Annotated in this window: 11 protein-coding genes; 1 reads left to right on the top strand and 10 read right to left on the bottom strand. The window is 72.1% G+C overall.

Going from position 1 to position 13,097, the window contains the following annotated elements; translation table 11 throughout:
• Positions 1-160 precede the first annotated feature (160 nt).
• From trxA to AC1DWR_RS12590, 8 genes are all read right to left on the bottom strand, one after another.
• Complete coding sequence (trxA, locus tag AC1DWR_RS12625) at positions 161-487, bottom strand: thioredoxin (protein WP_477614208.1); 327 nt, start codon at positions 485-487, stop codon at positions 161-163.
• Between the two features lie 123 nt (positions 488-610).
• Entirely contained in the window at positions 611-1,660 is a 1,050-nt protein-coding gene (trxB, locus tag AC1DWR_RS12620) for a thioredoxin-disulfide reductase (RefSeq protein WP_477614207.1), read from the bottom strand.
• A gap of 91 nt (positions 1,661-1,751) precedes the next feature.
• Positions 1,752-2,528, bottom strand: a complete 777-nt coding sequence (locus AC1DWR_RS12615) for a hypothetical protein (RefSeq protein WP_477614206.1) — start codon at positions 2,526-2,528, stop codon at positions 1,752-1,754.
• Between the two features lie 85 nt (positions 2,529-2,613).
• Complete coding sequence (sigM, locus tag AC1DWR_RS12610) at positions 2,614-3,162, bottom strand: RNA polymerase sigma factor SigM (RefSeq protein ID WP_477624561.1); 549 nt, start codon at positions 3,160-3,162, stop codon at positions 2,614-2,616.
• Between the two features lie 28 nt (positions 3,163-3,190).
• Positions 3,191-5,338, bottom strand: a complete 2,148-nt coding sequence (locus AC1DWR_RS12605) for a hypothetical protein (RefSeq protein WP_477614204.1) — start codon at positions 5,336-5,338, stop codon at positions 3,191-3,193.
• Between the two features lie 78 nt (positions 5,339-5,416).
• Positions 5,417-7,060, bottom strand: coding sequence for a murein biosynthesis integral membrane protein MurJ (murJ, locus tag AC1DWR_RS12600; protein ID WP_477614203.1), 1,644 nt, complete (start codon positions 7,058-7,060; stop codon positions 5,417-5,419).
• Entirely contained in the window at positions 7,057-9,099 is a 2,043-nt protein-coding gene (locus AC1DWR_RS12595; RefSeq protein ID WP_477624560.1) for a DUF6049 family protein, read from the bottom strand. The genes murJ and AC1DWR_RS12595 overlap by 4 nt, the downstream gene beginning before the upstream one ends.
• Positions 9,099-9,593, bottom strand: coding sequence for an NUDIX hydrolase (locus tag AC1DWR_RS12590; RefSeq protein WP_477614201.1), 495 nt, complete (start codon positions 9,591-9,593; stop codon positions 9,099-9,101). The genes AC1DWR_RS12595 and AC1DWR_RS12590 overlap by 1 nt, the downstream gene beginning before the upstream one ends.
• A 110-nt stretch (positions 9,594-9,703) precedes the next feature.
• Here AC1DWR_RS12590 and AC1DWR_RS12585 point away from each other — a divergent pair, with 110 nt between their 5' ends.
• The gene (locus AC1DWR_RS12585) at positions 9,704-11,167 is read left to right on the top strand and encodes a CCA tRNA nucleotidyltransferase (RefSeq protein WP_477614612.1); all 1,464 of its coding nucleotides are present in this window, start codon (positions 9,704-9,706) and stop codon (positions 11,165-11,167) included.
• Between the two features lie 159 nt (positions 11,168-11,326).
• Here the strand turns inward: AC1DWR_RS12585 and AC1DWR_RS12580 are convergent, their stop codons facing one another.
• Both AC1DWR_RS12580 and AC1DWR_RS12575 read right to left on the bottom strand, forming a co-directional pair.
• Positions 11,327-12,418 carry an inositol-3-phosphate synthase gene (locus AC1DWR_RS12580; RefSeq protein WP_477614200.1) on the bottom strand — a complete coding sequence of 364 codons (1,092 nt, stop codon included), beginning with the start codon at positions 12,416-12,418 and terminating at the stop codon, positions 11,327-11,329.
• A gap of 13 nt (positions 12,419-12,431) precedes the next feature.
• Complete coding sequence (locus AC1DWR_RS12575) at positions 12,432-13,046, bottom strand: PadR family transcriptional regulator (protein WP_477614199.1); 615 nt, start codon at positions 13,044-13,046, stop codon at positions 12,432-12,434.
• Positions 13,047-13,097: the final 51 nt, after the last annotated feature.

Here is a 13,097-nt window from a genome sequence, read left to right as displayed (position 1 = left end):
GCGGACCAACCGGACGACCCCTGGTCCGAAAGCCTGGTCCGAAGGCCTCGTCCGGTCGCCTGGTTCGTCCGTGGTCCTCACGCCCTGGCCCGAAGCCAGGGGGCGACGATGCCGGCCGCACCCACCATCGGGCGCGGCCGGCACACGGTCACTGCGGTGCTCAGCCGAGGTAGTCGGCGAGCTCGCGCACCAGCTTGGGCTTGGGCATCGCACCCACGAGGGTCTTGACGACCTCGCCGCCGACGTAGACGTTGAGCGTCGGGATGCCAGTGATGCCGTAGCGGCTGCTCACCGCGAGGTTCTCGTCGGTGTTGAGCTTGACGATGTCGATCTTGTCGGCGTGCGCGATCGCCAGCTCCTCGAGGACCGGGGCGACGGCGCGGCACGGGCCGCACCAGGGCGCCCAGAAGTCCACCAGGACGGGCTTGTCGTTCTGGAGGACGTCGACCTCGAAGGTGGCGTCCGTGGTGTCCTTGATGGCTCCCACTCGGGGGCTCCTTTCGGTGGTGCTGCGGTTGGGGCTGGATGGGTGGTGAGGTGTGCCGGTTGTGGCGTGGGGCTCGGTCTGTCCGTCAGGATCCCAGCGGGGTCTGACAGGCAGACCGGGTGGTCAGTGGGTGAGGGCGGGCTCGTCGGTGAGGGCGGTGTCGCCCGCGGGTGCGCCCGCGTGCTCGCGGTCGGCGAGGTAGCGCTCGGCGTCGAGGGCCGCGGCGCACCCGGAACCGGCCGCGGTGATGGCCTGGCGGTAGGTGTGGTCGACGAGGTCGCCGGAGGCGAAGACACCGGGCAGGTTGGTGAGCGTCGTGCGGCCCTGGACCAGGACGTAGCCCTCGTCGTCGAGCTCGACGACGCCCTTGACCAGCTCGTTGCGCGGGTCGTGCCCGATCGCGACGAACAGGCCGGTGACGGGCAGCTCACGGGTCTCGCCGGTCACGGTGTCGCGCAGCGTGATCCCGGTCAGCTTGGCATCACCGTGGATCGCCTCGACGGCGGAGTTCCAGGCGAACCTGATCTTGTCGTTGGACAGGGCGCGCTCGGCCATGATCTTGGAGGCGCGCAGCTCGTCGCGACGGTGCACGATCGTCACCGAACGGGCGAACTTGGTGAGGAAGGTCGCCTCCTCGACGGCCGAGTCGCCACCGCCGACCACGGCGATGTCCTGGTCGCGGAAGAAGAAGCCGTCACACGTCGCACACCACGAGACCCCGTGGCCGGAGAGTCGCTTCTCGTCGGGCAGCCCGAGCTCACGGTAGGCCGACCCCATCGCCAGGATCACGGCGTGCGCACGGTAGGTGTTGCCCTCGGCGTCGACGACCGTCTTGACCTCGCCCTCGAGGTCGACCGACTCGACGTCGTCGGTGATGATCTCGGCGCCGAACCGCTCGGCCTGGGCCCGCATGTTCTCCATCAGGTCCGGGCCCATGATGCCGTCGCGGAAGCCGGGGAAGTTCTCGACGTCGGTGGTGTTCATCAGCGCGCCACCAGCGGTCACGGCGCCCTCGAACAGCAGGGGCTGGAGGTTGGCCCGCGCCGCGTAGACGGCGGCGGTGTAGCCCGCTGGACCGGAGCCGATGATGATCAGACTGCGGATGTCGGCAGGTGCGGTGGTGCTCACGCGGTTACAGCCCCTTGTGGTCGAGAAGGCGGTGCACCGCAACATACGGTGCCTGTGTCTGCAACCGATCGTAGGCCCTCGATGTTCCCCACCGCTGCGGTGCGCCACGACGCGCCGTGAGGCGGCCCCTGCAGGCTCAGGGGACCGCGAGCGGGCCGGCCAGCACGAGGGGGTGCGCGGCGTCGCAGGCCGGGGACACGGCATACACGGTCCGTCCGGTGTCGTTGCTGACCACGGCGACCACCGCTGGTGCGCCGTCGAGAGTCGCGACGTCAGCCGCGACCGGCATCCAGGCCTGCACGCCGATCGCGGTGAGGCAGGCGCGCAGGCCGGTCTCGCTGTCGGCGGGACCGCGGCTGGCCTTGGGTGCTGCTGCGCTGTCGCGGGCGGTGTAGTCGACGGCAGCAGCCTGCGTCGCCAGCGCTGCCGCGGTGTATGTCGTGCCGCTGGCCGCCAGCGACACCTGGCCCAAGGGCCCCCTGACCCGCAGGTCCGGGCCCGAGGACGACTGGGTGCGCGGCGCGACGCCCGACCCCGAGTTCGTGTCCGACCCGCTCTCGCTACTGGCCGCCGCCCCGCTGCCGCTGTCTGCGGCGGAGCCGCCGCTGAGGGAGGCCATCACGTCGCCGGGGCCGGTGCCGGTGAGCAGGGCGGGGAGGCCGAAGCCGAGGATGGCGGCTGCCGCGGCGGCGACCCCCACGTGCTGCCAGCCCCAGCGGCGCGGCCGCAGGGGCACGACCGTGGCGCCGCCCTCGCGGGCCGACTGCTCGGCGGCGATGGAGGCGTTGATCCGGGAGACGAGGTCCGCCGGCATGGGGCCGGGGTCCGGCAGCGCCGACAGCAGCTCGCGGATGCCGGTGGGGTCGTGCTCGGGGCCCCCCTTGTCCGCGGGGGGCACGGGTGGGGTGCTCACCACGAGAACCTCCAGACGTCGGGGACCAGCATTCGGGACGCACGGATGCCGGTGGACACACGGCAGGGGCGACATGTGTACGACGTCACGGCTGCCCCGATGGTTCCCTGAGCAGCTCGGCCATGGCCTCACGGCCCCGACTGCAGCGCGACTTCACGGTGCCCTCCGCGACCTCGAGGACGGCGGCGGCCTCCGCCACCGAGAGGCCGTGCATGTCGACGAGGATGAGCGCCATCCGCTGGCCCTCGGGCAGTCGGTCGAGGGCCTCCCGCACGTCGAGCCTGGTGTCGACCGAGGCCTGCGCGTCGCGCTTGTCGGAGAGCTCGTACTCGGGCAGCGGACTGGTCGGCTTGTCGCGCCGCAACCGGTCCAGGCACGCGTTGACGACGATGCGGTGGAGCCACGTGGTCACGGCCGCGTCGCCTCGGTAGGACTCGGCTCGCCGGAACGCCGAGATGAAGGCGTCCTGCACGCAGTCCGAGGCCAGCTCGCGGTTGCGCGTGGTCCGCAGCGCGACAGCCCACATCCGGTCGCGGTGACGACGGAACAGCTCCCCGAAGGCGTCCGGGTCGCCGGCGATGTGGGCGCGGAGCAGGTCGCGGTCGTCGCGCTCGCGCAGCGGGAGGGTGCTCATGGGTATGCCGCCCTGCCGACCTTCCCGGTCAGCTGACCGTGACCTCGGCCAGCGTGGCGCGGAAACGCCCGTCGCTGACCTGGGTCACGCTGGTGAACCAGACGAAGACGAACTGGCCCTTGACCGCTGCAGGGGCGGTCAGGGTGACGTCGCCGGACTTGCCCTTCGAGGAGCCGACCTCCTTGGCGCTGTCGAGGCTCTCTCGGTCGTCGCCGACGTAGACCGTCACGTCGGAGGCGTTGGGCAGGACCAGCTTGACGGTGGTCACGTCGCGGTTCTGGCCGAGGTCCAGCCGCACGCCGACGCCCTTCTTGAGGCCACCGAGGTTGGCCGACGCGTAGCCCTCCGAGCTCCAGAAGGTGTTGTCCTTGCCGTCGAAGACGCGGGCCGCCTCGCCGTTGCGCTCCGCACCGTCGCCGGCCGGGTCGAACCCGGTGGCGCTGAGGACGGCGAAGGACTGGGTCCCGGACTCCTCGGGCTGGGTCGGCGTGACGGTCACCGCTGGGGCGGTCACCTTGACGGTGCTCCTCGGCGTGGGGGGGTCGCCGAGCCCGAGGTCGGTGTTGGAACCGATCTTCGAGGCTCCGTAGAACCCGACCACGATGGCCAGGATGAGGAACGCCGCCACGACGGCCAGCACGAGCTTGGACTGGTCGCGCGTGGGTGCCTCGCCGGTGTCGGCGTGGAGCATGGGGAGCGGAGGGTCCAGTGGCTCCTGGCCCTCGACGAGGGCCTGGTCGAGGGAGATCCGGCGTTGCTCCGCCCGCTCCTCGGCCGCCTGGCGCTGCGCCCGCCGCTCGGCGGCCTTGTCCGCCGCCGCGCGGGCGAAGCTTCCCACGCGGTGGGCAGCGGCCCCCGCTGCCTGACCGGCTGCCTGACCTGCCGTGCCGATCGCGGACCCGACCGCACTCGCTGCCGCAGCGGCCTGGGCGGCTGCCGCCGCGCCGGCGCCCGGCTCACCGGGCTCTGTGGATGGCTGGGTGGATGGCCCTGCGGCCGGCTCGGACAGCTCGGAGGGCGGGCCGGGGAGGACCGGGTCGAACCGCGTCTGGGTCGGGCGGCTCGCCGGACTGCTCGTCGGGCTGCCGCCACCTGCGGGACGAGGGCCACCCGCGGCCGGGAGCAGCGCTGTGTCGACGTCCGCACCGGTCGCGTGGTGCTGAGACGCCGCATCCTGCTCGTCTGCCGCGTCCCACTCGTCCGCGGCAACGGACGGTCCGTCGACAGGTGCGTCGACCGGTGCGTCCTGGCCGGTCGGCAGGGCGACGGTGCTCTCCGAGGCGGGGGAGGACGCGGATCCCGGGGTTGCTGGCGGGATGGGCACCGTGGCGAGCTCGGAGCGCAGTTGCTCCATGGCCAGCGGAATGGTCCGGGTCGTGCCGTCGTCCACCGGGGTCGTGCCGCCGAGACCGCTGACCTGCGCCATGGCCCACGGCGCGATCTGGGAGGCGAAGTCACCGGGGGTGAGCGGCCCCTGGTCCTCGTTGAGGGTGAGGCGGCACAGGGCGTCGAGGTCACCGGGGACACCCGCCGCGATCTCGGACGGCGCGGGGACGCCGCCGACGACGTGCGGCGCGGACTCCAGGCCGGGGACCGAACCGGGCAGTGGCCACCGGCTGGTCAACGCGGCATACGTGAGGGCAACCACGCCCACGGCGTCCAGCCGAGCCGCCTGGGTGGCGTCGAGGTCGTCCTCGTCGGCCATCGCGGCGAGGGTGGCCACCCCGCGGACCTTGATGGTGCCGTCGTGGGAGCGCAGGACCGAGTGCGGGGTGAGGCGCAGGTGGTGCAGGCCCCGGCCGCGCGCGGCCTCGAGGCCGGTGGCGGTCTCGCCGACGACGCGGCGGACCTCCTCGGCGGGCAGTCCGCCCTGTTCGAGGATCTGGGCGAGCGAGTGGGCGTCGTGGATGGCTTCCTCGACGAAGAACGCGATCCCCTCGGACCGGCCCACGTCGAGCACGCGCACGAGGCGGTGGTTGTCGAGTCCGGCGACGCGACGCGCGGCGTCGAGGGTGGCATCGGCGTGGGACTCGTCCTCGGAGAAGCACACGATGACGACGTCGCGCTCCAGCGTCGTGTCGTGGGCCGACCAGCGTTCGGCCCTCGGCAGCTGCTCGAGCCGACGCTGCACGGCATAGCGGCCGCCCAGCACCGTCGATGGGCCTACCCCGTGCACGCTGCCTCCTACGGTGTCGATGGACGCGTCGCCCCTATTGCACCAGCACGGTGCGGGCTCATCCTAGGGCGTGCCCGATCAGGAGGGGCGGCGCCGCAGGCGGCGCAACACGGGCTCGAACAGCTGGCCGACCTCCTCCACGCGCAGGAGGTGGGCGGTCCCGAAGCACAGGACGAGGAACAGCACCCCACCCAGCACCATCTCGACGAGGGCGCCCGACCAGCGCTCGCCGTCGATGCCGAAACCCTCGAGACCGACGAGCATGAAGGCCGTGGCCGCGGCGGCCAGCAGCCCGGCCAGCGCGAGCCTGACGTAGGTGCGGATGCTCGATCCGAGCCGCAGCAGGCCCAGCCGCCGACGCAGCAGCATGAACCCCAGGAGGGCCGCGGCGAGGTTGCTCAGCGTCTGTCCGATGCCGACGACGATGCCGGCGCGTCCAGGGTCCACGGTGAGGGCCGTGATGTTCACCGCGGTGGCGACGACGGTCACCACCACCTGCAGCAGGAACGGTGTCCTGGCGTCCTCGTAGGCGTAGAACACGCGTTGCACGAGGTAGAGCCAGCCGAACGGCACCAGTCCCAGCATCATCGCCATCATCACGTGCGCGATCGCCAGGCTCTCGGCGTGGTCGTTGCCGGGGAAGGCGACCCGCACGGCCTGGGCGCCCAGCACCAGGGCGAGGAAGGTGCCGGGGACCAGGAGCACCGCGGGCATCCGGATGCCCCGGCCGAGGTCGGCGACCACCTCCGCCGTGTCGTCGCGGTGCGCGGCCTGGGAGAGCCGGGTGAACAGGGCGGTGACGAGGGAGACCGTGATCAGGGAGTGGGGGAGCATGAACAGCAGGAAGGCGAGCCCGTAGGCAGTGACGCCCGCGCCGACCTGACCGCGCTCGTCGAGCAGGTCGCCCGCCCGGGTCATGACCTTCGACGTGACGATGAACCCGAGCTGGCTGACGGCCACCGCCGCGAAAGTCCACAGCGCGACCTTGGAGGCGGACCGCAGCCCCACGCCGCGGAAGCCCCACACGGGTCGATACCGGAAGCCGCTGCGGTGCAGCGGGAGCCACAGCGCGAGTGCCTGGGCTGCGACGCCGAGGGTCGCGGTGCCCGCCAGCAGCCAGATCATGGTGTCGGACCAGTTCTCGACCTTGATGTCCTTGCCGTAGGCCGCGCCGAACCAGAGCAGCCCGCCGATCGCGACCACGTTGGCCAGGGCCGGCGCCCACATGTATGCCGCGAACTGACCTCGCGCGTTGAGCACCTGGCCGAACAGGGTGTAGAGGCCGTAGAAGAAGACCTGTGGAAGGCAGATGAAGGCGAACGCGGTGGCCAGCCCCAGGGTCGTGGCGTCCCACCGGTTGGAGAACAGCCGGACGAGCAGTGGCGCGGCCGCCGTGACGACGATGGTGGCGCCCAGCAGCAGGGCGATCGAGAGGGTGAGCAGCCGGTTGACGAACTCGTGACCGCCGTCGTCGTGGCTCGCGGCCTTGGTGATCTGGGGCACCAGGACGGCGTTGAGGACACCACCGGCGAGCAGCAGGTAGAACTGGTTGGGCAGGGTGTTGGCGACCTGGAACGTGTCGGCCGCCAGGGCGATGCCCACGGTGGCCGCGAGCATCGAGGCCCGCGCGAACCCGAGCAGCCGCGAGACGACCGTGCCGGCGGCCATGACGGCGCTCGACCGGGCAAGGCTGCGCTCGTTGCCGGTGGTGGCGTCGCTCATTCGGGGATGGCCTCTCGGGGGAGCCGGGCGCCGGGGCGACGTCGGACGGTGCGCACGATACCCAGCAGCAGGATGAGCCCGCCCACCGCGGCGAGCCCCCAGTAGACCCAGTTGCCCGTGGGCGTGACGCGGACCTGCACGTCGGCGCCCTGTCCGATGACGGTGCCGTCCGGCGTCGTCAGGGTGGTCCGCAGCGGCACAGAGCCCGCGGCCAGCGCCGTGACGCCCACGAACACGGTGGCCCTGCTCTTGGGGCCGATCCGCAGGACGGCGGGCTGGCTGTCGATCCGCAGGCGCGGGTTGGAGGCCTCCACCGTGAGCTTGACGTTCTCGACCGGCACTGCCAGGTCGTTCGTGACGGTGATCTGCAGCCGACCGGAGTCGGCGAGGAAGTTGATCGTGCTGGCCGACACCTTGACCGACGTGGTCGTCTGCCTGGCGGCCTGGGTGACCCGGCCGCTCAGGGTGTCCCACGCGGTCGGGGCGGCTCGCCAGCGGGTGGAGGCGAGCTGTTCGGCCGCCCGGGTCCAGGTGCGCAGGAACTCGTCGCCGTCGTCGCGGATCTGGGCGACACCGCGCACCGTGCGGACGGTCTGCTCCAGCTGGCTGATCCGGGCACTGGTGAGGACTGCCCGGCCGCCGCTGGGCGCGACCGTGGGCCGGGTGACCGGGGCGGCTGGAGTGCCCACGGCGCGCCTGGCCCTGGCCAGCACGTCGCCGGTCGTCGTCGGGGTGAGCCACGGGATGCTGGCGGTGGCGGAGAGGAAGGCCCGGGCGGCGGTCGGGTCGGGGTTGAACGAACGGGGCGCCGCCACGAGGACCGAGCGCCCCTGTGTGCCGGGGAGCTCGTTGAGCAGCGCGACCGAGTCGGCGACGAACTGCTGGGTGCTCAGCACGCCTTCCGCCGACGAGGTGGTCCGCCGCAGGAGCGCGCTCAAGGCGTCGTCGTAGGCCAGCAGGGGCAGCCCGGTGGTGCTGCGTTGCGCCGAACCCGGGGTCGCGGCCGACCCCGGCGTGCTGAGCACCGCGGCCGACGTGACCTGCCCGACGAGGGCCGGCACGCGGAAGAGCCGGCGCAGGGCCGTCTCGCGGCTCGTGGTGTAACCGCCGTCGGCCGGCCAGGCCACGTCCGCGCGGCCGCCCAGCTTCTCGGCCACCGCCTGCGAGCGCCCCACCAGGGTGCGCATCAGGGACTGGCCCGTGCTGGCCCCGGCGACCGCCGCGAGGTCGGCGTCGGTGTCCGGCAGCACCCACGGGGTATGCCGCGCGGCCGCGTCGGTGATGCGGGCCTGGGTCGCGGCGCGCATCGCCGTCTCCTGGTCACCCTGGGTGGATTCACCACCGAGGTCGACGCCGGTCGGCAGCAGGCCGGGCAGGAGGGTGGGGTCGATGGCCCAGGTCACCGGCGCGTCCTGGGTCGCGTCAAGGACCCGGTTGACCCGGGATCCCTCGGCGAGCGCCTCGCCCCAGGCGGTCTCGCGGCTCGCTCCCCGGCCACCGAACAGGTTGGGGTCGGGGTCGAGGGTGAGCGGCACCGCCCAGCTGATGGAGATCGGCTCGTACTGCTTGGTCCGCTGGTAGCCGGCGAAGGTCCGCACGCTGGACGTGCCGGTCTGGATGCTGAGCGGGATGGCGCCGTACGCCGCACCCCCCAGCGAGGCGAGGCGGGGAACGGTGAGCGAGAACGACGCCGTCCCGCCCGCCGGCACGGCACCGGCGAGCCGGGTCTGGGCGATGACGGTTCCCTGCGCCGGGCCGGTCGCCGTCGCCCAGGCCTGGACGGCCTCGCGGGTCGACTTCAGGGCGGCGTCGGCGGTGGGCATGACCACGGACACGGTGGGCCGGTTCAGCGGGCCGGTGCCGTCGTTGTGCACCGTGCCGGTGACGACGAGGTCCTGGCCGCCCGTCACGACGGCTGGGGTCACGGCGGACAGGGCGAGGTCGACGCCCGCTGCCGACGCAGGCCCGGACCCGGCCGCCCACGTGGGCAGCGCGAGCGCGGCCGCGGCGAGCACGCGGCATACGGATGCGCGGTGCATCACCCGTCTCCGGCCAGACGCGCCCAGGCCTGCCTCGCGATGCGTCGCTCGTTGGGGAAGGTGAGGTGCTCGTGTGCCTCGCGCAGGGGCAGCCAGGCGACGTCGATCGCCTCGTGGTCGGGGTCGTTCTCGATGGTGAGGTGACCGCCGGTGGCTTCGAGCAGGTAGTGGTGGACGAACTTGTGCACCCGGCGCTGGTCGGTGGCGAACCAGTAGTCGATGGTGCCGAGCTCGGTGAGGACGCGGCCCTCGATACCGGTCTCTTCCTCGACCTCACGGGCGGCGGCCTGCTGGAGCGTCTCGTCGTTCTCGAGGTGCCCCTTGGGCAGGCACCACTCGATGCGGCCGGCCCGGTTGCGACGCGCGATCACGGCGATCCGGGCGACGCCCTCGTGCACGTCGACGACGATCCCGCCCGCCGATCGCTCCTCGACCGCGGGCAGCCGGGGCCGCTGGGGCACCAGCCTCTCGGGGTCGCGAGCGGGGGAGGTCACCGTGCCACTCTAACGAGCGCCTACCCTTGACCTCCGTGTCCACCGCCGATCCCCGCGAGCCGCAGACCGGCCCTCCCTCCCAGACCCGGGCAGTGCTCCTGCCCGAGCTGATGCGGCGGGCCGCTGCCCACCTCGCGCCGGTGGTGCCGCTGCTGACCGAGCTCGGCGACCTGTTCGTGGCGCAGGGTCACGAGCTGGCCCTGGTCGGGGGCCCGGTGCGCGATGCGTTCCTCGGCCGCCTCTCGCCGGACCTGGACTTCACGACCAGCGCGACTCCCGACCAGACGCTGGCGATCCTCAAGCCCTGGGCCGACGCCCACTGGGACATCGGACGCGAGTTCGGCACGATCGGCGCGCGTCGCGGCGAGCACACGGTCGAGGTGACGAGCTACCGGGCCGACGCCTACGACGGCCAGACCCGCAAGCCCGTCGTCGCCTTCGGAGACAACCTCGAGGACGACCTCGTGCGGCGCGACTTCACCGTCAACGCGATGGCGATGCGGCTCCCCTCCATGGAGTTCGTCGACCCGTATGCCGGGTTGGCCGACCTCGCGGCGCGGCGCCTGCGCACGCCGGGGCCCCCAGAGGTGTCGTTCGGCGACGACCCCCTGCGGATGATGCGGGCGTGCCGGTTCGCGGCGCAGCTCGGCGTCGACGTCGCCCCCGAGGTGAGCGCGGCCATGACGGCCATGGCGGGATCGATCGGGATCGTGTCGGCCGAGCGGGTCCGCGACGAGCTGACCAAGCTGGTGCTGGCTCCGGCACCCCGCGCGGGACTGCGACTGCTCGTCGAGTCCGGGCTGGGCGACCACGTGCTGCCGGAGCTCCCGGCGCTCAAGCTCGAGATCGACGAACACCACCGCCACAAGGACGTCTACGAGCACTCGCTGACCGTCCTCGACCAGGCGATCGCGCTCGAGGGGGCGCCGGACGGCCCCGAGTCGTCGGTGCCCGGGCCTGACCTGGTGCTGCGACTTGCCGCGCTGCTGCACGACATCGGCAAGCCGGCGACCCGGAGGTTCGAGGCCGGCGGCGGCGTCTCGTTCCACCACCACGAGGTGGTCGGCGCCAAGCTCACCGGCAAGCGGCTCAAGGCCCTGCGCTACGACAAGGACACCGTGAAGGCGGTCTCGCGCCTCGTCGAGCTGCACCTGCGGTTCCACGGCTACGGCGACGGCGCCTGGACCGACTCCGCCGTGCGCCGCTACGTCACGGACGCCGGGCCGCTGCTCCAGCGCCTCCACCGGCTGACCCGCTCCGACTCCACCACCCGCAACGCCCGCAAGGCGGCACGCCTCTCGCAGACCTACGACGCCCTCGAGCTCCGGATCGAGGCGCTGATGGAGGCCGAGGAGCTGGCCAAGGTGCGGCCCGAGCTCGACGGCAACGAGATCGCGGAGGTGCTCGGCATCCGTCCCGGCCCCGTGCTCGGCCGGGCCTACGCCCACCTGCTCGAGGTGCGCCTCGACCGGGGCATGATCGGCCGCGACGCCGCCGAGCAGGAGCTGCGCGACTGGTGGGCGCAGCAGCCGGAGTCGAGCCGGGCCGACTCGAGCCAGCCCCCGTCGAGCTGACCCACCCCGACGTGGTGCGTCCCGGTGGTCACCAGGGCCCGGTTTCGGGGGTTCGGTGACGACCTGCGCGCAACAAGTCCGAGGCGGGACGCGAAAGGGGCACCTCCCGCGTGATGCGGAAGGTGCCCCTCTCGTATGCCGTGTGGCTGGGGCGCTGGGTCAGCGCTCCTCGGTGCCGGCGATGAAGGCCTCGAGCTTGGTGCGGCCCTCGGTGTCCTCGCGCTGCACGGGCGGGGACTTCATGAGGTAGGACGAGGCGCTGATGAGCGCGCCGCCGATGCCACGGTCCTTGGCGATCTTGGCCGCACGGATGGCGTCGATGATGATGCCGGCCGAGTTGGGGGAGTCCCAGACCTCGAGCTTGTACTCGAGGTTGAGCGGCACGTCACCGAAGGCGCGACCCTCGAGGCGCACGTAGGCCCACTTGCGGTCGTCGAGCCACGCGACGTAGTCGGACGGCCCGATGTGGACGTTGCGGCTGTCGGTCAGCCCCGCGAGGGCACCGGTCAGGTTGGACGTCACGGCCTGGGTCTTGGAGACCTTCTTGGACTCGAGGCGCTCGCGCTCCAGCATGTTCTTGAAGTCCATGTTGCCGCCGACGTTGAGCTGGTAGGTGCGGTCCAGCGTCACGCCGCGGTCCTCGAACAGCTTGGCCATCACGCGGTGGGTGATGGTGGCGCCGACCTGGCTCTTGATGTCGTCGCCGATCACCGGCACGCCGGCGGCCTCGAACTTCGCGGCCCACTCGGGGTCGGAGGCGATGAAGACCGGCAGCGCGTTGACGAAGGCCACGCCCGCGTCGATCGCGCACTGTGCGTAGAACTTGTCGGCGACCTCGGAGCCCACCGGGAGGTAGGAGACGAGCACGTCGGCCTTGGTGTCCTTGAGGACCTGGACGATGTCCACCGGCTCGGCGTCGGACTGCTCGATGGTCTGGGCGTAGTACTTGCCGATGCCGTCGTAGGTGTGACCGCGCTGCACGGTGACGCCGGTGGGCGGCACGTCGGCGATGCGGATGGTGTTGTTCTCGGAGTTGCCGATGGCCTCGGAGAGGTCGAAGCCGACCTTCTTGGCGTCCACGTCGAAGGCGGCGACGAACTCGACGTCCTTGACGTGGTAGTCACCGAAGGTGACGTGCATGAGCCCGGGGACGTTGCCAGCCGGGTCGGCGTCCTTGTAGTACTCGACACCCTGCACCAGCGAGCTGGCGCAGTTGCCTACGCCAACGATGGCGACGCGAACGGATCCCATGGGAATACTCCTTCTAGAGGGTTTTGGGGGTGGTGGATTTCGGGGTTCTGCTGGTGGTGCTCTTGGTGGTGACCGAAGCGGGGACGTTGCGCTCGGCGGTGATCAGCTCGTTGAGCCAGCGGACCTCGCGCTCGGCGGAGTCCAGGCCGTGCCGCTCGAGAGCGGTCGTGTAGGTGTCGAAGCGCTCGCGGTTCTTGGCCGCACTGGTGCGGATGTTGTCCAGCCGCTCCTCCAGCCGGCTGCGGCGCCCCTCGAGGATGCGCAGCCGGACCTCGGCCTCGGTGCGGGCGAAGAAGGCCAGGTGGACGTCGAAGGTGTCGTCCTCCCACGCGGTCGGCCCGGCTTCCTTGACCAGCTCCTGGAAGTGCTCCTTGCCGTCCGCGGTGAGCTCGTACACGATGCGGGCGCGCCTGGACCCGGAGGTGGCCGCGTGCTGAGTGCCAACCGCCTCGGCGATGAGGCCCTGGTCGAGCAGCCCGCGCAGGCAGGGGTAGAGCGTGCCGTAGGACAGGGCGCGGAAGACGCCGAGCGCCGCGTTGAGGCGCTTGCGCAGCTCGTAGCCGTGCATGGGGCTCTCGTGCAGGAGGCCGAGAACGGCGAACTCGAGGAGCTCGGAACGACGGCTCATGACTGGTCAGCACCTCCCTTCGCGATCGGCGGACGGAACTCGCCCGTGGGT

This window comes from Pedococcus sp. P2_E2 (assembly GCF_056403955.1).
This window is presented reverse-complemented; position numbering and strand designations above follow the sequence as displayed.